The sequence below is a fragment of the Serratia sp. JUb9 genome, assembly GCF_014298095.1.
In the GTDB taxonomy this organism is placed as follows: Bacteria; Pseudomonadota; Gammaproteobacteria; order Enterobacterales; family Enterobacteriaceae; genus Serratia_B; species Serratia_B rhizosphaerae.
Map to the genome: position 1 here is coordinate 79,339 of NZ_CP060416.1, position 22,396 is coordinate 101,734.

Consider the following 22,396-nt stretch of genomic DNA (forward strand, 5'->3'; position numbering starts at 1 on the left):
AACCATGAAAGCACTGTCTAAACTGAAAGCGGAAGAAGGGATTTGGATGAGCGATGTGCCACAGCCGGAGCTGGGGCATAACGACGTCATGATCAAAATTCGCAAAACCGCGATCTGCGGCACCGATGTGCATATCTATAACTGGGATGAGTGGTCACAGAACACCATTCCGGTACCGATGGTGGTTGGCCATGAATATGTGGGCGAAGTGGTGGCGATTGGCCAGGAAGTGAAAGGCTTTAATATCGGCGATCGCGTATCCGGCGAAGGACACATCACCTGCGGCCACTGCCGCAACTGCCGCGGCGGCCGTACGCACCTGTGCCGCAACACCGTGGGCGTGGGCGTCAACCGCCCCGGCTCGTTTGCCGAATATCTGGTGATCCCGGCGTTTAACGCCTTCAAGATCCCGGACAATATCTCCGATGAGCTGGCGTCAATTTTCGACCCGTTCGGCAATGCCGTGCATACCGCGCTCTCGTTCGATCTGGTGGGCGAGGACGTGCTGGTGTCCGGCGCCGGGCCGATCGGCATTATGGCGGCGGCAGTATGTAAGCACGTAGGCGCCCGCAACGTGGTGATTACCGACGTGAATGAATATCGCCTGGAGCTGGCGCGCAAGATGGGCGTTACCCGCGCGGTGAACGTCAGTCAGGAAAACCTGAGCGACGTGATGAACGAGCTGGGTATGACCGAAGGGTTTGACGTCGGCCTGGAGATGTCCGGCGCGCCGCCGGCCTTCCGTACGCTGCTGAACGCCATGAATCACGGCGGTCGCATCGCCATGCTGGGGATTCCGCCTTCCGATATGTCGATCGATTGGAATCAGGTGATTTTCAAGGGGCTGTTTATTAAAGGTATTTATGGCCGTGAAATGTTTGAAACCTGGTATAAGATGGCCGCGCTGATCCAGTCCGGGCTGGATTTGACGCCGATCATTACCCACCGTTTCTCGATTGACGAATTCCAGCAGGGCTTCGACGCCATGCGTTCCGGGCAATCCGGGAAAGTGGTGCTGAGCTGGGATTGATGTGCTGACGACAGGGCGGAGCACGCTCCGCCCTGGATTATGACTGCTTCTCTGACGCGCGCGGCCAGCTTGGCCAGTGCTGTTTGATAAAGGTCACCACCGGCGACTGGGCGATGCTTTCGCCAATCACGGCCAGCGCCGTGCCGGCATGTACTTTTTCCTGCTCCTTCGGCGCTTTCACCTTGCACTGCTTGATACCGTTGTTGAACGGGTTTTTCGGCTGCGTCGGACGCGGCGGTTTGCTCGGCGGCATAGCACTGCCGCCCTGCGGTGCGTTCAGCAGTGAACTCGGCCTGACCAGCACGATATCGGCGGGCAGCGTCGCCAGCATTTGTTTGAGCACTTTTACCGTGGCCGGTCGAGGGTGGCCGATGGCGATGGTGGAGCCGTTACGGCGCGCCAGCGCAATGGCGCGGTTGAACTGGTGGCGGATATCGCTTTCGCTGGCGGTGTCGTCGAGGAATACCCGCCGCTTGATCACCTTGACCCCGGTACCCGCTGCGGCGCGGGTGGCCTGGCTGTTGCCGATGGTCATGCTGTCGAGGAAGTACAGGTTATAGCTTTCCAGCGCCTGCATCACCTTCTGCATGGCTGGCAGGCTGGAGGTCATGGCGCTGCCCATATGGTTGTTCATCCCTACCGCATACGGCACGTTGTTCACCGCATTGCGGATGATGCGCTGCACCTCGTCGTTGCTCATGGACGGCCGCAGGGTATCGCGCTCCAGCGGCTGTTTGCTGAGCGGCTCCATCGGCATATGGATCAGCACCTCGCGGCCCTGCGCATGGGCGCGGGTCGCCATCAGATGGGCATGGGGGGCATTGGGCAGTACCGCCACCGAGATTGGCAGCGGCATTTGCAACACGGCGTTTTCTTCATGAGGCCGGTAGCCGACGTCATCGATCACAATCGCCAGTTTGCCAGCCTGAGCGGCCGCGGCCAGCAACAGGGAACCAATCAGTACGGCGCTTCGTGTTTTGAGGTAGCGCAAATCTATCTTCCCAACCACGGCAGTGGGTTAACGGCCTGACCCTGGCGACGAATTTCGAAATAGAGCGACGGCGTTCCCTGACCCCCGCTGGTACCCACCAAGGCGATAGGCTGGCCGGCGCGCACCTGCGCACCCACGTTCACCAACGCGCTCTGGTTATAGCCGTACAGGCTCATATCACCCTTACCGTGCTCGACCACGACTACCAAGCCATAGCCTTGCAGCCAGTCGGCCATCAGTACGCGACCGTCGGCGATCGCCTTGACTTCACTGCCTTCCGGCGCGGCGATGACTACCCCTTTCCAGCGTAACTCGCCCTGCAGCTGTTCGCCGAAGCGATGCAGGGTGCTGCCGCGCACCGGCCAGTAGGCCTGCCCGTTCGGACGTCCCAGGCCGCCGGTACGCGCCATCAGGGAGCGTTCGCTTTCGCTAGGTTTATAGCGGGTGCCGGTTTTCTTCGCCTGCTGCTCTTTCTTGCGCACTTTCTCGCGTACGCGGGCGGCCTCACGCGCTTCACGCTCGGCGCGGGCGCGGGCTTCGCGTTCGGCGCGGGCGATCTTGTCACGCAGGCGGCTTTCGTTCTGACGCAGTTCGCTCAGGCGCTGCTGATCTTTTTCCAGCGAGCTTTCCAGTGCGCTCAGGGTTTTCTTACGCGCGCTGCGCGCCTGCTCCAGCTTCTGCTGTTGGGCCTGCTGTTCGCTCAGCAGGGACTTTTGCTGCTTTTGCTTGGCGACCAGCGTGGTTTTTTGCTGCGCCAGCTCCGCGCGGGTTTGCTTCAGCTCTTCGATATTTTCCTGACGCGCATCGTTCAGATAGCCGAAGTAAGCCAGGATGCGCTCGCTGCGCTGGCTCTCTTCACCGCTCAGGATCAGCTGTACGGCGCTGTGCTGCCCTTGACGGAATGCGGCGTCCAGCTGTTTGGACAGGATATTTTGCTGTTGGGTCTGCTGCTTTTGCAGCTTGGCGATAGAGGCGTTAAGACCGGAGATGTCTTTGCCCAGAGAATTTAGCGTACTTTGGGTGCTACGTAGGGAACGGCTGGCCTGCGCAATGGTTTTTTCCTGCTGCTTGAGTTTGTCCTGCAGGCTGCTGCGCTGTTGTTGCTGTTGTTTAACCGCTTTTTCTTTCTCAGCGATGCTTTGCTGGATGTCTTTAAGCTGGCTTTTGTTGTCGTCGGCGGCATGGCCGGATAACGGCAACAGCAAGACGCCAGCGTACAACACGCTGGCGCACAGTGTGGTCAACTTCCGTGGTGCAACGCGTTGCGGCAGCAGCTGGCTGCCGGCTTTTGCGCCTCGGGTTACCCTTGATAGTGCAAAATACGCCTTCTCCCTCATGGAGTAGGATTATTCCACGATGAACAGCGGCTTACCAGTCATCTCTTGCGGGATTTTCATTCCCATCAGCGCCAACATGGTTGGCGCAATGTCGGAAAGCTTGCCGCCGTTGACCGCGTGCGCCGGTTTGCCGACGTAAATTAATGGCACCGGCAGGCTGGTATGCGCGGTGTGCGCCTGGCCGGTCTGCGGGTCGCGCATCTGTTCGGCGTTGCCGTGGTCGGCGGTGATCAGCAGCTGTCCGTCGACGCTTTCCACCGCTTTGACAATTTGTGCGATGCAGTTGTCCAGGGTTTCCACCGCCTTGACCGCGGCGTCATAGTCGCCGGTGTGGCCGACCATATCGCCGTTGGGGTAGTTGCAGATGATGGCGTCATATTTCCCGCTGTGAATGGCGCCCAGCAGTTTCTCGGTCAGCTCCGCCGAGCTCATTTCCGGCTGCAGGTCATAGGTCGCTACCTGCGGCGAGTTAATCAGAATGCGATCTTCACCGGCGAACGGTTGTTCCACGCCGCCGTTATAGAAGAAGGTGACGTGGGCGTATTTTTCGGTTTCGGAGATGCGCAGCTGGGTTTTGTCGTGCTTCATCAGCCATTCGCCAAAGGTGTTGGTCAGCGCTGTCGGCGGATAGGCGCAGGCGGTGTCGATATCGGCGGCGTATTCGGTCAGCATCACGAAATCGGCGAACTGCACCACTCTGGCGCGCGGGAAACCGTTAAAATCGGCGTCGACAAAGGCGCGGGCGATCTGGCGCGCGCGGTCGGCGCGGAAGTTCATGAAAATCAGCGCATCGCCGTCCTGCATGGCGGCGCTGGCTTCGCCGGCGGCCTGAATGACCGTGGGTTTGACGAACTCGTCGTTTTCATCGCGGGCGTAGGCGGCCTGCAGCGCGGCGCCGGCGCTGTCGGCGTTAAACTCGCCTTTGGCGTCGGTCAGCAGGTCGTAGGCCAGCTGCACGCGGTCCCAGCGGTTGTCGCGGTCCATGGCGAAATAGCGACCGATGACGGAGGCGATACGGCCGACGCCCAATTGCTCGAACGCCGCGCTAAAACGCTGCAGGGAGGCATCGGCGCTGCGCGGCGGCGTGTCGCGGCCGTCCAGGAATGCGTGCAGGTACACGGCGCTGGCGCCGCGTTGTGCGGCCAGCTTCACCATCGCCAGAATATGCTCTTCATGGCTGTGGACGCCGCCCGGCGACAGCAATCCCATAATATGCACCGCTTTGCCGGCCTGCGCAGCTTTATCCACCGCCGCGGTCAGCACCGGGTTGGCGTAGAACTCGCCGTCGGCGATCGCTTTGTCCAGCCGGGTCAGATCCTGGTAGACGATGCGGCCGGCGCCAAGGTTGACGTGGCCTACTTCCGAATTGCCCATCTGGCCGTCAGGCAGGCCGACGTCCAGCCCGGAGGCGGCGATCAGCGTATGCGGCCGCTGTTGCCACAGCTGGTCCATCACCGGCGTGCGGGCGTTGAGAATGGCGTTGTCCTGCTGCTCTTCACGATGGCCGTAACCATCCAGAATCACCAGCACCATGGGCTTTTTGTTGCTCGACATTGTATTAACCTCGTTGCTGTAAATATGTCAGCCTGAAAAGGGGGTGATAGTAGCGGATGGCTGCGCGTAAAGAGCCCAAAGAGATCAAACTTACGGCGAACAGCCGGCCACTTTTTGTCGTGAGGGAGATAATTTCCCGGCGGCGTCCGCAGTTTCTGCAATCGCGCATGCTAATTGGCTGTAATTGACGCATTCGGCAGGTATACTCTGGAGCCTTGACTTATTTTTCCCTTAACTAACGAGAGTTGTTACGCCTCATGCTGCAAGAAATTATGCCATTCGTTAGCAAGCATCCCATACTGAGCCTGGCTTGGATCGCCCTGCTGGTTGCGGTGATTGTGATGACCTTCAAAAGCCGTTTCTCCAAGGTTAAAGATATCACTCGTGGCGAAGCTACCCGTCTGATTAACAAAGAAAATGCCGTGGTGGTCGACACCCGCAGCCGTGAAGATTTCCGCAAGGGGCACATTGCCAACGCCATCAACCTGACGGCGAGCGAAATCAAAAGCGGCAGCCTGGGCGAGCTGGAAAAACACAAATCCCAGCCTATTATCGTAACCTGCGCCAACGGCACCACGTCGCGCGCGCCGGCGGAAAGCCTGAGCGCCGCCGGTTTCGCCAACGTCAGCACGCTAAAAGACGGCGTTGCCGGCTGGAGCGGCGATAACCTGCCGCTGGTGCGCGGTAAATAATCACGTTTTAACGTCGTAGAGGTGGCTTCCATGGCTAATATCGACATCTACACCAAGGCGACCTGCCCGTTCTGCCATCGCGCCAAGGCGCTGCTGAACAGCAAAGGCGCCGCGTTCAACGAGATCGCCATCGACGGCGATAACGTAAAACGTGAAGAGATGATTGCACGCAGTGGGCGAACCACCGTGCCGCAAATTTTCATCGACGGCCAGCATATCGGCGGCTGCGATGATTTATATGCACTTGATGCGCAAGGTGGTCTGGATCCGCTGCTTTAAGCGACCGGCCATAGTTCACATCAATATTGCTGAGTATCAATAAGGACGTTTAACCAAGGGTATTATCGACATGTCAGAACAAAACAGCACCGAGATGGCTTTCCAGATCCAACGTATCTACACCAAAGACATCTCTTTTGAAGCACCGAATGCACCGCAGGTTTTCCAGCAGGAATGGCAGCCGGAAGTTAAACTTGATCTTGATACCGCATCCAGCCAACTGGCGGACGACGTGTATGAAGTCGTGCTGCGTGTTACCGTGACGGCATCTCTGGGTGAAGAAACCGCATTCCTGTGTGAAGTTCAGCAGGCGGGTATTTTCTCCGTTGCCGGCATTGACGGCACTCAGCTGGCGCACTGCCTGGGCGCGTACTGCCCGAACATTCTGTTCCCGTATGCGCGCGAGTGCATCACCAGCCTGGTATCCCGCGGTACTTTCCCGCAGCTGAACCTGGCACCGGTCAACTTCGATGCGCTGTTCATGAACTATCTGCAGCAGCAGGCAGAGGGCGAAGGTGCCGAACCACATCAGGATGCCTGATGAAAACAGTCAATGCTTCAATGACCGTTATCGGTGCCGGCTCGTACGGCACCGCATTAGCCATTACGCTGGCGCGTAACGGCCACCCCGTCGTGCTGTGGGGGCATAACCCCGACACCATCGCCAAAATGCAGCGCGAGCGTTGCAATCAGGCGTTTCTCCCTGATGTGCCTTTCCCTGATAATCTGCTGCTCGAGGCCGATCTGGCGCGCGCGCTGGCGGCCAGCCGCGATGTGCTGGTGGTGGTGCCGAGCCACGTCTTCGGCGACGTACTGCGCCAGCTGAAACCGCTGTTGCGGGTGGACGCACGTATTGTGTGGGCCACCAAGGGGCTGGAGGCGGAAACCGGACGCTTGCTGCAGGACGTAGCGCGTGATGAGCTGGGCGATGCGGTGCCTTTGGCGGTGGTTTCCGGACCGACATTCGCCAAAGAGCTGGCGGCGGGGCTGCCGACGGCCATTGCCCTGGCGGCGACCGACGAACAGTTTGCCGATGATTTGCAGCAGCTACTGCACTGCGGCAAAAGCTTCCGTGTTTACAGCAACCCGGACTTTATCGGCGTGCAGCTGGGCGGAGCGGTAAAAAACGTGATAGCCATCGGCGCCGGCATGTCCGACGGCATCGGCTTTGGCGCCAATGCGCGCACCGCGCTGATTACCCGCGGCCTGGCGGAGATGAGCCGTCTGGGTGCGGCGCTGGGCGCCGATCCGGCCACCTTTATGGGCATGGCGGGGCTGGGCGATCTGGTGTTAACCTGCACGGATAATCAATCGCGCAATCGCCGCTTCGGTATTATGCTGGGGCAGGGCATGGACGTGAAAGCCGCGCAGGACAGTATTGGTCAGGTGGTCGAAGGCTACCGCAATACCAAAGAGGTGCTGGCGCTGGCACAGCGTCACGGCGTGGAAATGCCGATTACCGAACAGATTTACCAGGTGCTGTATTGCGATAAAAATGCCCGCGAAGCGGCGGTAAGCCTGCTGGGGCGTACGCGCAAGGACGAAAAGCACAGCGCCTGATGTTAACGGCTCATGGCGTTGGGCCAGAGGACGCGCCCTGAAAGGGGCGTCTGTATTATCACGTATTACCTTGCCGCATGCGGCGAGGCGGTTTGTTTTGCAAGTCAGAGCCAGAGAGGAAAACAATGTCGTCAGATGAGTTAGAGCAGGTTTGGAGCAACATTAAAGCGGAAGCGCGAGCGCTGGCTGATTGTGAACCGATGCTGGCTAGCTTTTTCCATGCGACGTTGCTGAAACATGAAAATCTGGGCAGCGCGCTCAGCTATATTCTGGCGAATAAACTGGCGAATCCGATCATGCCGGCGATTGCCGTGCGGGAAGTGGTGGAAGACGCCTACCGTTCCGACGCGCAGATGATCGCCTCGGCGGCGAGTGATATTCTGGCGGTGCGGCTGCGCGATGCGGCGGTGGACAAATATTCTACGCCGCTGCTGTATCTCAAAGGCTTCCATGCGCTGCAGTCTTACCGTATCGGCCACTGGCTGTGGAACGAAGGGCGTCAGGCGCTGGCGGTGTATCTGCAAAACCAGATCTCCGTCGCGTTCGGCGTTGATATTCACCCGGCGGCGAAAATTGGCTGCGGCATCATGCTCGACCATGCCACCGGCATCGTGATCGGTGAAACGGCGGTGGTGGAAAACGACGTCTCCATCCTGCAGTCGGTCACGCTGGGCGGTACCGGCAAAACCAGCGGCGATCGCCACCCGAAAATCCGTGAAGGGGTGATGATTGGCGCCGGCGCGAAAATCCTTGGCAACATCGAAGTGGGCAAAGGTGCGAAAATCGGCGCCGGCTCCGTCGTGCTGCGCCCGGTGCCGCCGCACACGACCGCTGCCGGCGTGCCGGCCCGTATCGTGGGGCGCCCGGAAAGCGACAAGCCGTCAATGGATATGGATCAATATTTCAACGGTACGAATCACGGCTTTGAATACGGCGACGGCATCTGATCGCTGCCGTACCCATTCCCGCCAGAGGCCGCCGACAGTGCGGCCTTTTTATTGTCCGCCGCGTTACTGCTTGAGCAGTGCACCGGCGTAATCCAGCTGTCGCCAGGCTTCATACACCACCACCGCCACCGCATTGGATAAATTCATGCTGCGGCTTTGCGCCTGCATGGGAATGCGGATTTTTTGCCCGGCGGGCAGGGCATCCAGAATATCGGCCGGCAGGCCGCGGGTTTCCGGGCCGAACAGCAGATAGTCGCCCGGCTGATAGCTGACCGCGCTGTGCGCCGGTGTGCCTTTGGTGGTCAACGCAAACAGCCTTTGAGGATTTTCGCTGGCGACGAATGCCGCGTAGTCGGCATGGCGCTTAATGCTGGTGAATTCATGGTAATCCAGCCCGGCGCGGCGCAGGCGTTTGTCGTCCCACGGGAAGCCCAGAGGTTCAATCAGGTGCAGCTGAAAGCCGGTGTTGGCGCACAGGCGAATGATATTGCCGGTATTGGGCGGAATTTCGGGTTCGAATAAGACAATGTTCAACATGTAAAAAGCCCCTCATGACGAGGGGCGCAGAATAGCAAACATTGCGGGGTACTGTCGCTAGCGGGTGCGCTGTGGTTAATGATCGCGTGCAGGTTTACGCTGGTGCAGCGGCAGCCACAGGATCAGGCGCAGACCGCCGAGCGGGCTGTCTTCCGCCTTGACCCAGCCGCGGTGCTGGGCGATGGCCGCCTCGACGATCGCCAGCCCCAGGCCGGTACCGCCGGATTCGCGGTCGCGCGCTTCATCCGTGCGATAGAACGGACGGAAGATTTGCTCACGGTCTTCCGCGCTGACGCCGGGGCCGTCATCGTCAACCACAATGGTGATGCCCTGATTATCGACGCTGAACGCCACCTCAATGCGCGTATGCGAATAGCGCAGGGCGTTACGTACGATGTTCTCCAGCGCGCTGTCCAGGGCGCCGGCATTGCCGAATAGTGTCCAGGGGCCAGGCGGCGAGGTGACCGTCAGCTGCTTGCCCATCTGTTCCGCTTCAAAGCCGGCATTGTCCAGCGCATCGGCCCACAGTTCGTTGGCCTTCAGCAACTCGTGCGCCAGCTCGGTTTTCTGTTGGCCGCGTGACAGCGCCAGCAGATCGTTGATCATCGAATCCAGCCGCTGCGCTTCGGTCTCAATGCGCGCCAGCTCGTGCCCCTCGCCGTGGCGGCGGCGCATCAGCGCGGTCGCCAGCTGCAGACGGGTCAGCGGCGTGCGCAGCTCGTGAGAGATATCGGAAATCAGGCGCTGCTGCGCGGTCATCATACGTTCCAGCGCGCTGACCATCTGGTTAAAGCTGGCGCCGGTCGCCAGAAACTCCTGCGGGCCTGATTCCAGCTCCGGGTGCTGTTTCAGATTGCCGCGCGCCACGTCATCGGCGGCATTTTTCAGCTTGCGCGCCGGCTTCGCCAGGCTCCAGGCCAGCCACAGCAGCAGCGGGGCGCTGATCAGCATGGTGACGATCAGCAGCAGCAGCGGGCGGTCAAACATCAGGTTGATAAAGTCGGACTGCGGGCTGTTGGCCGGGCGGATCAGATAAAGCTGGTAGTTGTCTTCGCCATCGCGCACCGAGAAGGGGCCGACCAGCTCGACGCGACCATATTTTTTCTTCTTGGGGTGATCGGCATTGTCAGACTGGCCGATAAAGTTACGCACGATTTGCATGTCGTTACGCTGCGCGCCAATCACCCGACCCTCGCTGGTCACCAGAATCAGACGCTGGCCCGGCGGCGCCCATTTGTCGATGGCGCGGAACAGGCGGCGCCACCACATCAGGTCGTTGGCCGGGTCCTGCTGCAGCTCGGCCTCGACGTGTTGCTCCAGCATCAACCCCTGCCGCTGCTCGCTGTCCAGCAGCGAGGTCATTTGGCGGGAGTCGAGCTTGGGCACCATCAGCACCAACATCAGCACCAGCGCCAATGTGAACCAGAAAATGGCGAAGATGCGTGCCGTCAAACTGTTGATCATGTTGCAGATACCATTAAATAGCCCCGGCCGCGCAGGGTTTTGAACCATGGATGGCCGTCTTTACGGTCCGGCAGCTTGCGCCGCAGGTTGGAGATATGCATATCGATAGCGCGGTCGAACGGCGTCAGACGTTTGCCCAACACTTCCTGGCTCAGCAGTTCGCGCGAGACCACCTGGCCGAGATGCTGCGCCAGCAGGTACAGCAGGGTAAATTCGGTGCCGGTCAGCTCCAGCACCTGGCCGTCGAAACTGGCCTCCTGACGGCCCGGATTCAGCTGCAGGCCATCGACGTCCAGCGTCGGCGCGCCGCTGTCGACGCTTTGCTGCTGCTCGCTCCAGTTAGAGCGGCGTAAAATGGCACGGATGCGCGCAACCAGTTCGCGATCGTTGAACGGTTTCGGCAGGTAGTCGTCGGCGCCGAGCTCCAGGCCCAGCACCCGATCCAGCTCGCTGCCGCGGGCGGTCAGCATAATTACCGGGGTCTGATGGTGCTGGCGCAGCTCTTTCAGCGTATCGATGCCGTTTTTCTTCGGCATCATGATGTCCAGCAGCAAGAGATCGATGGAGCCGTCCAGCAGCGACAACGCCTGTTCGCCGTCATGGGCCACGACGATGTTAAAGCCTTCCATCTCAAGCAGTTCTTTCAGCAGCGAGGTCAGCTCGCGGTCGTCGTCAACTAACAGAATCTTGTTCATTATGATTTACCTCCTGACGCAAAATACGTCATCAACTGTTGGCATTCCATGACTTTACGTAGTTTTACATGCCCTGACGGATGTTTGCAGCTGCAGCGATACACTGCTCCTCGTTGACTCGCAAAGCGGAATGAACGAGGAGTGAAAATGCGTAAGGTGACCGCATTAGTCATGGCATCCATGTTGGCATCAGGTTCCGCCATCGCCGCTGACGCCATATCGCCTTCCACGCATGATGCAGCAACCAGCAACCCCGGCCAGCATCATATGTTTGATGGCGTCAGGTTGACTGAAAAGCAACGTCAGCAAATGCGCGATTTAATGCGCCAGGCCCGTCACGACCTGCCTGGTGTCAATGTAGCTGAAATGGAAGCAATGCATAAGCTGGTGACGGCAAACAAATTTGATGAAGCCGCCGTGTATGCACAGGCGGAGAAGGTAGCTCAGGAACAAGTGAAGCGCCAGGTCGAAATGGCTCGGGTGCGCAACCAAATGTATAACTTACTGACGCCACAGCAAAAAAGTGTTTTAGACCAGAAGCATCAGCAGCGTATGCAGCAGATGGAGCAACAACTTTCTGGTTTGCAGCAAGCTTCTGCCCAGAAGTGAGTGCGACTGAGTAGTACCCTGTTTTTCCTTGCCATAGACACCATCCCTGTCTTCCCCCCTCATGATGAGGGGTTTTTTTTTGCCCAGAATTCACGAGGCGTTATATCAGGAACATTTTCGTTGTCCGGTAAGGTTCACCACCCTGACGGCGGGGATTTTTTACCCGACATTCCGTTATACTCACCCCACTGGATAGTGAATCGGGATAGGTTATGGAACAGCAATATGCGCGCCTGGTGAAGTCTGCTGCCGTGGCCGCGACCGTGATGGCATCAACCCTGTTGCTGATAAAGATCGTCGCTTGGTACATCACCGGGTCGGTGAGCCTGTTGGCGGCGCTGGTGGATTCCCTGGTCGATATTGCCGCTTCGCTGACCAACCTGCTGGTGGTGCGCTATGCGCTGCAGCCGGCGGATGAGGAACATACCTTTGGTCACGGCAAGGCCGAATCGCTGGCGGCGCTGGCGCAGAGCATGTTCGTTTCCGGTTCCGCGCTGTTTTTGTTCCTGACCGGCTTCCAGCATCTTTATGCGCCCGAAACGCTGCGCGCGCCTGCCGTCGGCATTGTAGTGACGATCATCGCCTTGCTGAGCACTTTGCTGCTGGTTACCTACCAGCGCTGGGTGGTGCGCAAAACCCGCAGTCAGGCGGTGCGTGCAGATATGCTGCATTATCAGTCAGATGTCATGATGAATGGTGCTATTCTTATAGCGCTTGGGCTAAGCTGGTACGGTTTCCAGCGGGCGGATGCATTATTCGCGCTGGGTATCGGCGTCTACATTCTTTACAGCGCGCTACGTATGGGCTACGAAGCGGTACAGTCGCTGCTGGATCGCGCATTGCCGGATGATGAGCGGCGCGCCATTATCGAGGTGGTTTCCGCATGGCCGGGTATTAAAGGGGCGCATGACTTGCGTACCCGTCAGTCTGGGCCTACCCGGTTTATTCAGCTGCATCTGGAAATGGAAGATAATTTGCCGCTGATGCAGGCGCATATTTTGGCTGAACAAGTGGAAAAGGCGTTATTGCACCGTTTTCCCGGCGCGGATGTCATCATCCACCAGGATCCGTGTTCCGTGGTGCCTGCGGGGCGGCAGGGGCGTTGGGAGCTATAATTAACGTATCGCAATCGCGTCGGCTCTCATGAGGAAAATGTAAAATTAGCTCAGTGTGCGTTGTTAATTTTTTACCTGAATTTAGCGTGACCTGAATCAATTCAGCTTGGTGATTTTGTTATAATATTCGGCAATAAAATTCGTAGGCGGGGTTGCTGCAACCGGAAACGCGAAAGGCCAATCGGCAAAGACGACAAAGTTCTTAAGAAATTGCATCTACAAGTTCAGAGGTAGTCATGATCAAGAAAATCGGTGTACTGACGAGTGGCGGTGATGCGCCGGGTATGAACGCGGCGATCCGTGGCGTTGTACGCGCCGCGCTTACGGAAGGTCTGGAAGTTTTTGGTATTTACGACGGCTACCTTGGCTTGTACGAAGATCGCATGGAGCAGTTGGACCGTTACAGCGTGTCCGACATGATCAACCGTGGCGGCACCTTCCTCGGGTCGGCCCGCTTTCCGGAATTCAGAGATGAAAACGTACGCGCCAAGGCGATTGAAAACCTTAAGAAACACGGCATTGATGCGCTGGTGGTGATCGGCGGCGACGGCTCCTATATGGGGGCGAAGCGCCTGACGGAAGAAGGTTTTCCATGCATCGGCCTGCCGGGCACCATCGATAACGACGTGGCCGGCACCGACTACACCATCGGTTATTTCACCGCGCTGGAAACCGTGGTGGAAGCGATTGACCGCCTGCGCGATACCTCAACCTCACATCAGCGTATTTCAATCGTGGAAGTGATGGGGCGCTATTGCGGCGACCTGACGCTGGCGGCGGCAATTGCCGGCGGCTGTGAGTTTATTGTCCTGCCGGAGATCGAATTTAACCGTGACGATCTGGTGTGTGAAATCAAGGCCGGTATCACCAAAGGCAAAAAGCACGCGATCGTGGCGATTACCGAGCACATCTGCGACATTGACGAACTGGCGGCCTACATTGAGCAGGAAACCAAGCGTGAAACCCGCGCTACCGTGCTGGGCCATATTCAGCGCGGCGGCTCGCCGGTGGCCTATGACCGTATTCTGGCTTCGCGCATGGGGGCTTACTCCATCGAACTGCTGCTGAAAGGGTACGGCGGCCGCTGCGTCGGTATCCAGAATGAGAAGATGGTGCACCATGACATTATCGACGCCATTGAGAACATGAAGCGTCCATTCAAGCGTGACTGGCTGGAAACGGCGAAAAAGCTGTACTGATTCTGCCCGGCAGCGCCGACAGACAAGCCTCCGTACGCGGGGGCTTTTTTTTGCGCTGTCGTTGCCATATTCCAGAATCGTCTAGGCCCAAATTTTTTATTCTTTAATTGCCGGCTCAGTTTCTGGCAGGCTTTGACGCTAAATCAGCCGTTTTGAGCTGGCGATTATTTACCTTGGGAGAGCGTGCGATGCGTAAATGGGGTGTAGGCCTGACATTAATGTTGCTGACAACCGGAGCGTTGGCAAAAGATATTCAATTGCTGAACGTTTCATACGACCCGACGCGCGAGTTCTACCAGGAATACAATGCCGCCTTCAGCCAGCACTGGCAGCAACAGCATGGCGATAAGGTTACCGTGCGTCAGTCCCATGGCGGCTCCGGCAAGCAGGCCACGTCGGTGATCAACGGCATCGAGGCGGATGTGGTGACGCTGGCGCTGGCTTACGATGTGGATGCGATCGCCGCGCGCGGACGGATTGATAAGAACTGGATCAAGCGCCTGCCGGACAACTCGGCGCCTTATGCTTCCACCATTGTGTTCCTGGTGCGTAAAGGGAACCCAAAACAGATCCACGACTGGCCGGATCTGATTAAACCGGGCGTTTCCGTGATCACGCCTAACCCGAAAACCTCCGGCGGCGCAAGGTGGAACTATCTGGCGGCCTGGGGTTATGCACTGCATCATAATAATAACGATCAGGCCAAGGCGCAGACGTTTGTGAAGAGCCTCTACAAGAACGTGGAGGTGCTGGATTCCGGTGCACGCGGAGCGACCAATACCTTCGTGGAGCGTGGTATTGGCGACGTGCTGATCGCCTGGGAAAATGAAGCCTTACTGGCGAAAAAGGAGCTGGGTAAGGACAATTTTGAAATCGTTACTCCGAGCGAGTCGATCCTGGCGGAGCCGACCGTCTCCGTGGTGGATCGCGTGGTCGACAAGCGCGGCACCCGGGACGTAGCGAACGCTTACCTGAAGTATCTCTACTCCCCGGTAGGGCAGACGATTGCGGCGAAGAACTACTATCGTCCGCGTGATGCCGCCGTCGAGGCCAAATTTGCCGAGCAGTTCCCGAAACTGAAGCTGTTTACCGTTGATGATACCTTCGGTGGCTGGAGCAAGGCGCAGAAAGAACATTTCGCCAGCGGCGGCAAGTTTGACGAGATCAGCAGACGCTGAGGCGTAAAAAATAAAAAACCCCGGCATGCCGGGGTTTTTTTATGCTGAGCCGTACGCTATCAGGCTTTTTTCGCTGCGGCAGCGGCTTTCACAATCACGGCGAAGGCGTCGGCCTTCAGCGATGCGCCGCCTACCAGCGCACCATCGATGTCCGGCTGTGCGAACAGTTCAGCGGCGTTTTTATCATTCACGGAACCGCCGTACTGAATGATGATACCGGCAGCAACGTCGGCGTCGTGCTTGGCGATATGATCGCGGATAAATTTGTGTACCGCCTGAGCCTGTGCAGGAGTAGCGGACTTGCCGGTGCCGATGGCCCAAACTGGCTCATAAGCAATTACGGTGTCTTTCATTGCCGGTGCGCCCAGGGTTTTCAGTACGGCGTCAATCTGACGCGCGCAAACTTCCTCGGTCTGGCCCGCTTCGTTTTCCGCTTCGGTTTCACCGATGCACAGAACCGGGGTCAGGCCGGCTTCTTTCAGTACCGCGAATTTCTCGGCGATGACTTCGTCGCTCTCTTTGTGATAGGTGCGACGCTCAGAGTGGCCGATGATGATGTACTGTGCGCCGACGTCTTTCAGCATGTTGGCGGAAACTTCACCGGTAAAGGCGCCGGCCAGGTTCACGTCTACGTTCTGGGCGCCCAGCGCGATGCGGCTGCCGGCCAGCTGGTGCTTGGCCTGGTCCAGATACATCACCGGCGGCGCGATGGCTACGCCGCAGCCTTCTACGCTGCTCAGTTCGTTGCGCAGGCCGGCGATCAGCTCGTTAACCATGTGCGTGCTGCCGTTCAGCTTCCAGTTACCCATCACTAATGGATGACGCATAATTTTTCCTCCAACAAGGGAACGTGAGAATCGATGCCCGACATCAGCGAAGCGGCAGCCTACAGCGCTGCAGCCTCGGGCAGGAAGGGCATAAATAACTACTGCCGGACCGGCAGTCAACCTGCCCAACAGTATAGAGATGAATGGATCGGATGGCTTTGCTTTTCGTCATTTAATCGCCGCGTGTTTCACGGCTCCGCCAGCGTCAGTTTCACCGGCTCGACGGCGAATGTCAGGCCCTGTTCGCCGTTATCGGCGACCACATAGCGAATGGCGCCGACCTGCTGGGTGTAAAAACGCGAGCCTTTGCCTTTTTCCAATAATGCGCTCACCTTGATGATGCTCTGCTCCACCGTCAACGCCGGTTCGAACTGGCGCATCAACGCTGCCATATAGTTGACGGTGACGGCGCGTGCGCTCTTTTCTTCATTGCCCTGCAGCGGCAGGTGGGTGATTTGCAGCGTTTTGATTTTACCGGTGCCTTTCTCCAGCGCGGTGGAGGCATACAGGTTTTCATTGAGTTTACTGGCGGCGCGGGTCAGCAACGGCGTGTCGTCGGCGCTGCTGTCAATGGCGCGGAACTCGCCAATCGGCAGCTTGGGGTTGTCGCGATTGTACTTGGCGCGAAATTTTGCCACGGTCAGATCGAACGTCGGCGCCCCGGCCAGCAGGTACGGCGCGGTGGGAGGCGCATCGTTGGCGGCCGGCGCTTGCTCAGCCCAGGCATGGCCCATGGCGGAGAGCAGACAGGCGACGAGAGGAAGTTTTCTCAGCATAGCTCGCGATGTTGATAGCAAATCGGACTCCGATTAAAGCGGTAATCGGGGGAGGTTGTCAAAGATCCGCCCGGATTATCTGTTTGCTGCCCCAAATGGCGTGTGGCACGGCGGCACAAACGCCGTCTCTGCCGCCTCTATGTTACACTGCCGCACAGCATATGGGCAGATTAACAACGCAGGATTCCATGACAATACAGCAGTGGTGTTTTTCGTTTAAAGGGCGCATTACGCGGCGTGATTTCTGGCTCTGGATGGGCATCTGGCTGGTGCTGATGGCCGTGGCGTTTACGCTGGCCAACTATCAGTGGGTCGCTATCCAGAGCATCGCGTTTTTTATTGTGGCGCTCCTGTGGCCGACGGCGGCGGTGCTGGTCAAGCGGCTGCACGATCGCAATAAGTCCGGCTGGTGGGCGCTGCTGTTGATTTTGGCGTGGATGCTGGCGGCGGGGAATTGGCAGATGCTGGCGCCGATCTGGCAGTGGGGCGTCGGGCGTTTTATCCCGACGCTGATTATCGTCATGATGGCCATCGATCTGGGCGCTTTTGTCGGTACGCCCGGCGACAACCGTTTCGGGCCTGAAGCTGAACCGGTCAAATTCCGCGGTTAATCACCAGTAATGTTCGCTGGTGATATGACCCGGCTTGCGGCGCAGGTGTTTGCGCATGCCGTGCAGTTCCTTCAGCGTTTGCTGGGTGTCGCGCACCATCTGCGGGTTGCCGCACAGCATCACATGGCTGGTTTCTGCATCCAGCGGCAGGCCAATGGCGGCCTCCAGCCGTCCGTCTTCAATCAGCGCCGGCACCCGGCCGGTCAGCGAGCCGGCGACGTCCTCGCGGCTGACCACCGTCTGAATGCGCAGTTTGCCGTTGTAGCGCTGCTGAAGCTGCTGCATCAGCGGCAGGTAGCTCAGGTCGCGGGCGAAGCGGGCGGCGTGCACCAGCACCAGGTTTTTGAAGCGCTCGAGGCCTTTGCCTTCTTGCAGAATCGACAGGTAAGGGCCAATGGCGGTGCCGGTCGCCAGCATCCACAGGGTTTCGCACTCCGGCACTTCATCCAGCACGAAGAATCCGGCGGCCTCTTTGGTCACCATCACTTCAGCTCCCGGCTGCAGCTGGTTCAGGCGCGGGCTGAGTTTGCCCTCCGGCACCGTAACCAGATAAAACTCCAGGTTGGGGTCGCAGGGCGCGTTGACGTAAGAGTAGGCGCGCTGCACGCGCTCGCCGTCAATCTCTAACGCCAGTTTGGCGAACTGGCCGGCGGTAAATGGGTCGATGGCGGCATCGACGGTGAGACTGAACAGCCCATCGGTCCACTGTTCCAGATGAGTAACCTTGCCTTTTACCCATTCAGCCATACTTCATGCTCCCATCATCAAATCAAATAAAATTAGCACTCTGCGCGGTCGGCGTCGTTATTGCTGTCTGATATTTATCTTATGGCAAGTTGATGCAAACAATTATCGATTAAATGCTAAAGCCTTGCCTGCCCGCGTTGCTCGCGGCCGCGTCATGCGCGACGTACCGTTTAATTTACGAGAATGGATGACTTTGCTGCCAGTGTGATCGGGATCAATATTTGGCGGGGACTCGCTAAAAAAAATAGATTTGTTAGTTTATGCGCCAACAAGAGGATGTCTGCGCAACGCTGGCCAAAATTGCCGCCATGCGCAGGGTTTTGGCGAGTTAAGACGTTAACAAAGAGAATGAGAAAACTAGAGAATTTTCACCTGTTGGTGATGTTGATCCTGCTGGTTGCCGTCGGTCAGATGGCGCAAACCATTTATGTCCCGACGATTGCAGATATTGCCCACGACTTGTCGGTGCGCACCGGCGCCGTACAGCAGGTGATGGCGGCTTATCTGTTGACCTACGGATTTTCACAGCTGATCTACGGCCCGCTGTCGGATCGCGTTGGCCGCCGTCCGGTGATTCTGGCCGGGATGGCGATTTTTATGGTTGGCGCTGCCGGCGCGCTGCTGGCCGACAGCCTGACCATGCTGGTGGCCGCCAGCGCCATTCAGGGCATGGGCACCGGAGTGGCCGGCGTGATGGCGCGCACCATGCCGCGCGACCTGTATGCCGGCACCGCGCTGCGCTATGCCAACAGCCTGCTGAATATGGGTATTCTGGTCAGCCCGCTGCTGGCGCCGGTGATCGGCGGTACGCTGGCGATGGTCTTCGGCTGGCGCGCCAGCTATGCGTTTTTGCTGGCGCTGTGCGTGGGCGTTGCTTTCGCCATGTTTCGCTGGCTGCCGGAAACCCGTCCAGAGCAAACTGAAAAACGGCGCATGCTGGCCAGCTTCCGCCAGCTGCTGGCGGACGGGTCGTTCAGCCGCTATCTGGTGATGCTGATCGGCGGTCTGGCGGGGATTGCGGTGTTTGAGGCCAGCTGCGGCGTACTGATGGGCGGAGTGCTGGGACTGAATGGACTGACCGTCAGCATCCTGTTTATTCTGCCGATCCCGGCGGCTTTTTTCGGCGCGTGGTATGCCGGCCGTGACGGCAAAAGCTTCCATCAGCTGATGTGGCATTCGGTGCTGAGCTGCCTGCTGGCGGGCCTGATGATGTGGATCCCCGGCTGGTTCGGCGTGATGAATATCTGGACGCTGATTGTTCCCGCTGCGCTGTTTTTCTTTGGCGCCGGGATGTTGTTCCCGCTGGCGACCACCGGGGCGATGGAGCCGTTCCCTTATCTGGCCGGCGCTGCTGGCGCGCTGGTGGGGGGGATGCAGAATATGGGCTCCGGCCTCGCCACCTGGTTGTCGTCCATGCTGCCGCAAACCGGGCAGTTCAGCCTGGGTCTGCTGATGTTCGCCATGGCGCTGCTGATTCTGCTGTGCTGGTGGCCGCTGTCCAACCGTATGCAGCAGGCGGGGCATACGGCTTAACGTGAGCGGCCAGAGGACTCTGGCCGCATAACGGATTACAGCAGGAACGGGTGCAGCGCCGGGTCCTTACGATCCAGATAGTGGGTTGAGCGGATGCGGCGGATGGTGCGTGATTTACCGCGGATCAGCAGCGTTTCCGTGGTCGCCATATTGCCCTTGCGGCTGATGCCTTCCAGCAGGTCGCCTTTGGTGATGCCGGTGGCGGCGAAGATGACGTTGTCGTTGCGCGCCATATCGCCCAGCAGCAGCACCTTGCCCGCCTCTATGCCCATCTCTTTACAGCGCGCCAGTTCCTGTTCGCCGAGGCGGCGGTTGGCGTCGCTGTCTTCCTTCACCTGATGGCGCGGCAACAGACGCGCCTGCATATCGCCGTCCAGTGCGCGAATCACCGCGGCTGAAATCACCCCTTCCGGCGCACCGCCGATGCCGTACATCACATCCACTTCGCTCTCCGGCATACAGGTCAGGATGGAGGCGGCGACGTCACCGTCAGGAATGGCGAAGACTTTGACCCCCATCTGCTGCATTTGCGCGATAACGGCGTCGTGACGCGGTTTGGCCAGCGTAATCACCGTCAGCTGCGACAGCGGCTTGTTCAGCCGTGCCGCGACGTTTTGCAGGTTGTCGGCAAGCGGCAGGTTAAGGTCAATAGCGCCGCGCGCTTCCGGGCCTACCACCAGTTTTTCCATATACATATCCGGCGCGTGCAGGAAGGTGCCGCGATCGCCGACGGCCAGCACCGCCAGCGCGTTGGACTGCCCCATGGCGGTCATGCGCGTGCCTTCAATCGGATCGACGGCGATGTCTACCGCATCGCCCTGACCGGTGCCGACCTGCTCGCCGATATACAGCATCGGCGCTTCATCGATCTCGCCTTCGCCAATCACGATGCGGCCATCGATCGCCACCTTGTTGAGCATAATCCGCATTGCGTGCACGGCGGCGCCGTCGGCGGCATTTTTGTCGCCGCGCCCCAGCCATTGGTAGCCGGCTAACGCCGCAGCTTCGGTGACGCGGGAAAATTCGATGGCTAATTCACGTTTCATGGCAAAACCTGTCAGTGCGTAGAGGGGAAGAGCGGATAAGTTTACCACAGCGGCAGGGGCGCGCGGCGGAGCAAAAAAAAGCGCTGCCTTGCGGCAGCGCATTGATAACGTGACTCCGGCGCGGAATTATTCGTGATCTTCCCACGCCTGCGCGCGGGCGACCGCTTTTTTCCAGCCGCTGTAACGGTAGTTACGTTCGGTGGTTTCGATGCTCGGGCGGAATTCCCGCTCGATGACCGCCTTGCTCTTCACCTCATCCAGATCGTTCCAGTAGCCGATAGCCAGACCGGCGAGGAACGCCGCGCCCAGCGCGGTGGATTCGCGCACTTCAGGACGCTCTACGCGCGTGCCCAGAATGTCGGACTGGAACTGCATCAGGAAGTTGTTGGCGACGGCGCCGCCGTCAACGCGCAGCGACTGCAGACGGGTATTGGAATCGGCCTGCATGGCGTCCAGTACGTCGCGGGTTTGGTAGGCGATGGATTCCAGCGTCGCACGGATGATGTGGTTGCTGTTCGCGCCGCGGGTCAGGCCGAAGATGGCGCCGCGTGCATACGGATCCCAGTATGGCGCACCCAGGCCGGTAAAGGCCGGCACCACGTAGACGCCGTTGCTGTCTTTCACCTTGCTGGCGAAGTATTCGGAGTCGGCCGCATCGCTGATCAGTTTCAGTTCGTCGCGCAGCCACTGGATGGACGCGCCGCCGATAAATACCGCGCCTTCCAGCGCGTAGTTCACTTCGCCGCGCGGGCCGCAGGCGATGGTGGTCAACAGGCCGTGGCTGGAGCTGACCGCTTCTTCGCCGGTATTCATCAGCAGGAAACAGCCGGTGCCGTAGGTGTTTTTCGCCATTCCCGGCTGAACGCACAGTTGGCCGAACAGCGCCGCCTGCTGGTCACCGGCGATGCCGGCGATAGGGATACGCGTGCCGCCTTTGCCGCCGATGTTGGTCTGGCCGTAAATTTCGGAAGATGGGCGCACCTTCGGCAGCATGGCGCGTGGGATATCCAGCGCCTGCAGCATACGCTCATCCCAGTCGAGCTGGTGGATGTTGAACATCATGGTGCGCGAGGCGTTGGTGTAATCGGTAACGTGAACCCGCCCCTGCGTCATTTTCCACACCAGCCAGGTGTCTACGGTGCCGAACAGCAGTTCGCCGCGCTTGGCGCGTTCACGGGCGCCCTCGACGTGATCCAGGATCCATTTCACCTTGGTGCCGGAGAAATACGGATCGACCACCAGGCCGGTATTCTGGCGGATGTACTCTTCCATACCGTCGCGCTTGAGCTGCTCGCAGATATCCGCGGTGCGGCGGCACTGCCAGACGATGGCGTTGTAGATAGGCTTACCGGTCTCTTTTTCCCACACGATGGTGGTTTCACGCTGGTTGGTGATGCCAATCCCGGCGATTTGATCGGAGTTGATGTCGGCTTTCGCCAGCACTTCGACCAGCGTGGAGCTTTGGGAAGCCCAAATCTCCATCGGGTCATGCTCTACCCAGCCGGCCTTTGGATAAATTTGTTCAAATTCGCGCTGCGATACCGCAACGATATTGGCATCGTGATCCATGACGACGGCGCGTGAGCTGGTGGTTCCCTGGTCGAGAGCGACAATAAATTTTTTTTCTGTGGTCATGGTTGAGTCCTGCTGTTGTTAACCATTTTAAACT

23 protein-coding genes are annotated in these 22,396 nt (G+C 58.8%); 12 read left to right on the plus strand and 11 right to left on the minus strand.

Going from position 1 to position 22,396, the window contains the following annotated elements; translation table 11 throughout:
- Window positions 1-4: 4 nt before the first annotated feature.
- Window positions 5-1,030 (plus strand): L-threonine 3-dehydrogenase, encoded by a 1,026-nt coding sequence (tdh, locus tag HF675_RS00385; RefSeq protein WP_187043897.1) that lies wholly within the window; start codon window positions 5-7, stop codon window positions 1,028-1,030.
- Between the two features lie 37 nt (window positions 1,031-1,067).
- On the opposite strand, the gene HF675_RS00390 is transcribed toward tdh, so the two are convergent.
- The 3 genes from HF675_RS00390 to gpmM are packed head-to-tail and all read right to left on the minus strand — an operon-like array spanning window position 1,068 to window position 4,912.
- Window positions 1,068-2,021 carry a divergent polysaccharide deacetylase family protein gene (locus HF675_RS00390; protein ID WP_105233070.1) on the minus strand — a complete coding sequence of 318 codons (954 nt, stop codon included), beginning with the start codon at window positions 2,019-2,021 and terminating at the stop codon, window positions 1,068-1,070.
- Window positions 2,022-2,023: 2 nt separating this feature from the next.
- Window positions 2,024-3,358, minus strand: a complete 1,335-nt coding sequence (gene envC / locus HF675_RS00395; RefSeq protein ID WP_105233069.1) for a murein hydrolase activator EnvC — start codon at window positions 3,356-3,358, stop codon at window positions 2,024-2,026.
- Window positions 3,359-3,367: 9 nt separating this feature from the next.
- The gene (gene gpmM, locus HF675_RS00400; RefSeq protein ID WP_187043898.1) at window positions 3,368-4,912 is read right to left on the minus strand and encodes a 2,3-bisphosphoglycerate-independent phosphoglycerate mutase; all 1,545 of its coding nucleotides are present in this window, start codon (window positions 4,910-4,912) and stop codon (window positions 3,368-3,370) included.
- 257 nt (window positions 4,913-5,169) lie between these two features.
- Here gpmM and HF675_RS00405 point away from each other — a divergent pair, with 257 nt between their 5' ends.
- From HF675_RS00405 to cysE, 5 genes are all read left to right on the plus strand, one after another.
- A complete protein-coding gene (locus HF675_RS00405) occupies window positions 5,170-5,604 on the plus strand; it encodes a rhodanese-like domain-containing protein (protein WP_105233552.1) in 435 nt (144 codons plus the stop codon).
- A 30-nt stretch (window positions 5,605-5,634) separates the two neighbouring features.
- Window positions 5,635-5,883 carry a glutaredoxin 3 gene (gene grxC / locus HF675_RS00410; protein WP_015962341.1) on the plus strand — a complete coding sequence of 83 codons (249 nt, stop codon included), beginning with the start codon at window positions 5,635-5,637 and terminating at the stop codon, window positions 5,881-5,883.
- Between the two features lie 70 nt (window positions 5,884-5,953).
- Entirely contained in the window at window positions 5,954-6,424 is a 471-nt protein-coding gene (secB, locus tag HF675_RS00415) for a protein-export chaperone SecB (RefSeq protein WP_105233067.1), read from the plus strand.
- On the plus strand, window positions 6,424-7,443 hold the full coding sequence (gene gpsA / locus HF675_RS00420) for an NAD(P)H-dependent glycerol-3-phosphate dehydrogenase (protein ID WP_187043899.1): 1,020 nt from the start codon (window positions 6,424-6,426) through the stop codon (window positions 7,441-7,443). The genes secB and gpsA overlap by 1 nt, the downstream gene beginning before the upstream one ends.
- Before the next feature lie 125 nt (window positions 7,444-7,568).
- Window positions 7,569-8,390, plus strand: coding sequence for a serine O-acetyltransferase (gene cysE / locus HF675_RS00425; protein WP_105233065.1), 822 nt, complete (start codon window positions 7,569-7,571; stop codon window positions 8,388-8,390).
- 63 nt (window positions 8,391-8,453) lie between these two features.
- Here the strand turns inward: cysE and trmL are convergent, their stop codons facing one another.
- From trmL to cpxR, 3 genes are all read right to left on the minus strand, one after another.
- The gene (gene trmL, locus HF675_RS00430; protein WP_160029463.1) at window positions 8,454-8,927 is read right to left on the minus strand and encodes a tRNA (uridine(34)/cytosine(34)/5-carboxymethylaminomethyluridine(34)-2'-O)-methyltransferase TrmL; all 474 of its coding nucleotides are present in this window, start codon (window positions 8,925-8,927) and stop codon (window positions 8,454-8,456) included.
- Between the two features lie 75 nt (window positions 8,928-9,002).
- Window positions 9,003-10,391: an envelope stress sensor histidine kinase CpxA gene (cpxA, locus tag HF675_RS00435; RefSeq protein WP_105233063.1), complete on the minus strand. Its 1,389-nt coding sequence runs from the start codon at window positions 10,389-10,391 to the stop codon at window positions 9,003-9,005.
- On the minus strand, window positions 10,388-11,086 hold the full coding sequence (cpxR, locus tag HF675_RS00440; RefSeq protein WP_015962335.1) for an envelope stress response regulator transcription factor CpxR: 699 nt from the start codon (window positions 11,084-11,086) through the stop codon (window positions 10,388-10,390). Before cpxR ends, cpxA begins: the two co-directional genes overlap by 4 nt.
- A 147-nt stretch (window positions 11,087-11,233) precedes the next feature.
- On the opposite strand from cpxR, the gene cpxP reads away from it, so the two are divergent.
- The 4 genes from cpxP (at window position 11,234) to HF675_RS00460 (ending at window position 15,187) form a co-directional block, all read left to right on the plus strand.
- A complete protein-coding gene (gene cpxP, locus HF675_RS00445; protein WP_105233062.1) occupies window positions 11,234-11,695 on the plus strand; it encodes a cell-envelope stress modulator CpxP in 462 nt (153 codons plus the stop codon).
- Window positions 11,696-11,907: 212 nt separating this feature from the next.
- Entirely contained in the window at window positions 11,908-12,810 is a 903-nt protein-coding gene (gene fieF / locus HF675_RS00450; protein WP_105233061.1) for a CDF family cation-efflux transporter FieF, read from the plus strand.
- Window positions 12,811-13,046: 236 nt separating this feature from the next.
- Window positions 13,047-14,009, plus strand: coding sequence for a 6-phosphofructokinase (pfkA, locus tag HF675_RS00455; RefSeq protein ID WP_105233060.1), 963 nt, complete (start codon window positions 13,047-13,049; stop codon window positions 14,007-14,009).
- 188 nt (window positions 14,010-14,197) lie between these two features.
- Complete coding sequence (locus HF675_RS00460) at window positions 14,198-15,187, plus strand: sulfate ABC transporter substrate-binding protein (RefSeq protein ID WP_187043900.1); 990 nt, start codon at window positions 14,198-14,200, stop codon at window positions 15,185-15,187.
- 59 nt (window positions 15,188-15,246) lie between these two features.
- Here the strand turns inward: HF675_RS00460 and tpiA are convergent, their stop codons facing one another.
- Complete coding sequence (gene tpiA / locus HF675_RS00465) at window positions 15,247-16,014, minus strand: triose-phosphate isomerase (RefSeq protein WP_015962330.1); 768 nt, start codon at window positions 16,012-16,014, stop codon at window positions 15,247-15,249.
- A 188-nt stretch (window positions 16,015-16,202) separates the two neighbouring features.
- A complete protein-coding gene (locus HF675_RS00470) occupies window positions 16,203-16,790 on the minus strand; it encodes a DUF1454 family protein (protein ID WP_105233058.1) in 588 nt (195 codons plus the stop codon).
- Window positions 16,791-16,978: 188 nt separating this feature from the next.
- Here HF675_RS00470 and HF675_RS00475 point away from each other — a divergent pair, with 188 nt between their 5' ends.
- Window positions 16,979-17,401, plus strand: a complete 423-nt coding sequence (locus HF675_RS00475) for a DUF805 domain-containing protein (protein ID WP_111737952.1) — start codon at window positions 16,979-16,981, stop codon at window positions 17,399-17,401.
- Here HF675_RS00475 and fpr read toward each other — a convergent pair whose 3' ends face one another.
- Window positions 17,402-18,148, minus strand: coding sequence for a ferredoxin--NADP(+) reductase (gene fpr, locus HF675_RS00480; RefSeq protein WP_105233056.1), 747 nt, complete (start codon window positions 18,146-18,148; stop codon window positions 17,402-17,404).
- A gap of 348 nt (window positions 18,149-18,496) precedes the next feature.
- Here fpr and emrD point away from each other — a divergent pair, with 348 nt between their 5' ends.
- Window positions 18,497-19,681, plus strand: coding sequence for a multidrug efflux MFS transporter EmrD (gene emrD, locus HF675_RS00485; RefSeq protein WP_187043901.1), 1,185 nt, complete (start codon window positions 18,497-18,499; stop codon window positions 19,679-19,681).
- Between the two features lie 35 nt (window positions 19,682-19,716).
- Here emrD and glpX read toward each other — a convergent pair whose 3' ends face one another.
- Both glpX and glpK read right to left on the minus strand, forming a co-directional pair.
- Window positions 19,717-20,727, minus strand: a complete 1,011-nt coding sequence (glpX, locus tag HF675_RS00490; protein WP_105233054.1) for a class II fructose-bisphosphatase — start codon at window positions 20,725-20,727, stop codon at window positions 19,717-19,719.
- Between the two features lie 126 nt (window positions 20,728-20,853).
- Window positions 20,854-22,362: a glycerol kinase GlpK gene (glpK, locus tag HF675_RS00495; RefSeq protein WP_105233053.1), complete on the minus strand. Its 1,509-nt coding sequence runs from the start codon at window positions 22,360-22,362 to the stop codon at window positions 20,854-20,856.
- Between the last annotated feature and the right edge of the window lie 34 nt (window positions 22,363-22,396).

Coding starts and splice junctions, on each gene's coding strand:
- tdh (WP_187043897.1), top strand. CDS start 5: ATGAAAGCACTGTCTAAACTGAAAGCGGAAGAAGGGATTTGGATGAGC.
- envC (WP_105233069.1), bottom strand. CDS start 3,358: ATGAGGGAGAAGGCGTATTTTGCACTATCAAGGGTAACCCGAGGCGCA.
- gpmM (WP_187043898.1), bottom strand. CDS start 4,912: ATGTCGAGCAACAAAAAGCCCATGGTGCTGGTGATTCTGGATGGTTAC.
- HF675_RS00405 (WP_105233552.1), top strand. CDS start 5,170: ATGCTGCAAGAAATTATGCCATTCGTTAGCAAGCATCCCATACTGAGC.
- grxC (WP_015962341.1), top strand. CDS start 5,635: ATGGCTAATATCGACATCTACACCAAGGCGACCTGCCCGTTCTGCCAT.
- secB (WP_105233067.1), top strand. CDS start 5,954: ATGTCAGAACAAAACAGCACCGAGATGGCTTTCCAGATCCAACGTATC.
- gpsA (WP_187043899.1), top strand. CDS start 6,424: ATGAAAACAGTCAATGCTTCAATGACCGTTATCGGTGCCGGCTCGTAC.
- cysE (WP_105233065.1), top strand. CDS start 7,569: ATGTCGTCAGATGAGTTAGAGCAGGTTTGGAGCAACATTAAAGCGGAA.
- trmL (WP_160029463.1), bottom strand. CDS start 8,927: ATGTTGAACATTGTCTTATTCGAACCCGAAATTCCGCCCAATACCGGC.
- cpxA (WP_105233063.1), bottom strand. CDS start 10,391: ATGATCAACAGTTTGACGGCACGCATCTTCGCCATTTTCTGGTTCACA.
- cpxR (WP_015962335.1), bottom strand. CDS start 11,086: ATGAACAAGATTCTGTTAGTTGACGACGACCGCGAGCTGACCTCGCTG.
- cpxP (WP_105233062.1), top strand. CDS start 11,234: ATGCGTAAGGTGACCGCATTAGTCATGGCATCCATGTTGGCATCAGGT.
- fieF (WP_105233061.1), top strand. CDS start 11,908: ATGGAACAGCAATATGCGCGCCTGGTGAAGTCTGCTGCCGTGGCCGCG.
- pfkA (WP_105233060.1), top strand. CDS start 13,047: ATGATCAAGAAAATCGGTGTACTGACGAGTGGCGGTGATGCGCCGGGT.
- HF675_RS00460 (WP_187043900.1), top strand. CDS start 14,198: ATGCGTAAATGGGGTGTAGGCCTGACATTAATGTTGCTGACAACCGGA.
- tpiA (WP_015962330.1), bottom strand. CDS start 16,014: ATGCGTCATCCATTAGTGATGGGTAACTGGAAGCTGAACGGCAGCACG.
- HF675_RS00470 (WP_105233058.1), bottom strand. CDS start 16,790: ATGCTGAGAAAACTTCCTCTCGTCGCCTGTCTGCTCTCCGCCATGGGC.
- HF675_RS00475 (WP_111737952.1), top strand. CDS start 16,979: ATGACAATACAGCAGTGGTGTTTTTCGTTTAAAGGGCGCATTACGCGG.
- fpr (WP_105233056.1), bottom strand. CDS start 18,148: ATGGCTGAATGGGTAAAAGGCAAGGTTACTCATCTGGAACAGTGGACC.
- emrD (WP_187043901.1), top strand. CDS start 18,497: ATGAGAAAACTAGAGAATTTTCACCTGTTGGTGATGTTGATCCTGCTG.
- glpX (WP_105233054.1), bottom strand. CDS start 20,727: ATGAAACGTGAATTAGCCATCGAATTTTCCCGCGTCACCGAAGCTGCG.
- glpK (WP_105233053.1), bottom strand. CDS start 22,362: ATGACCACAGAAAAAAAATTTATTGTCGCTCTCGACCAGGGAACCACC.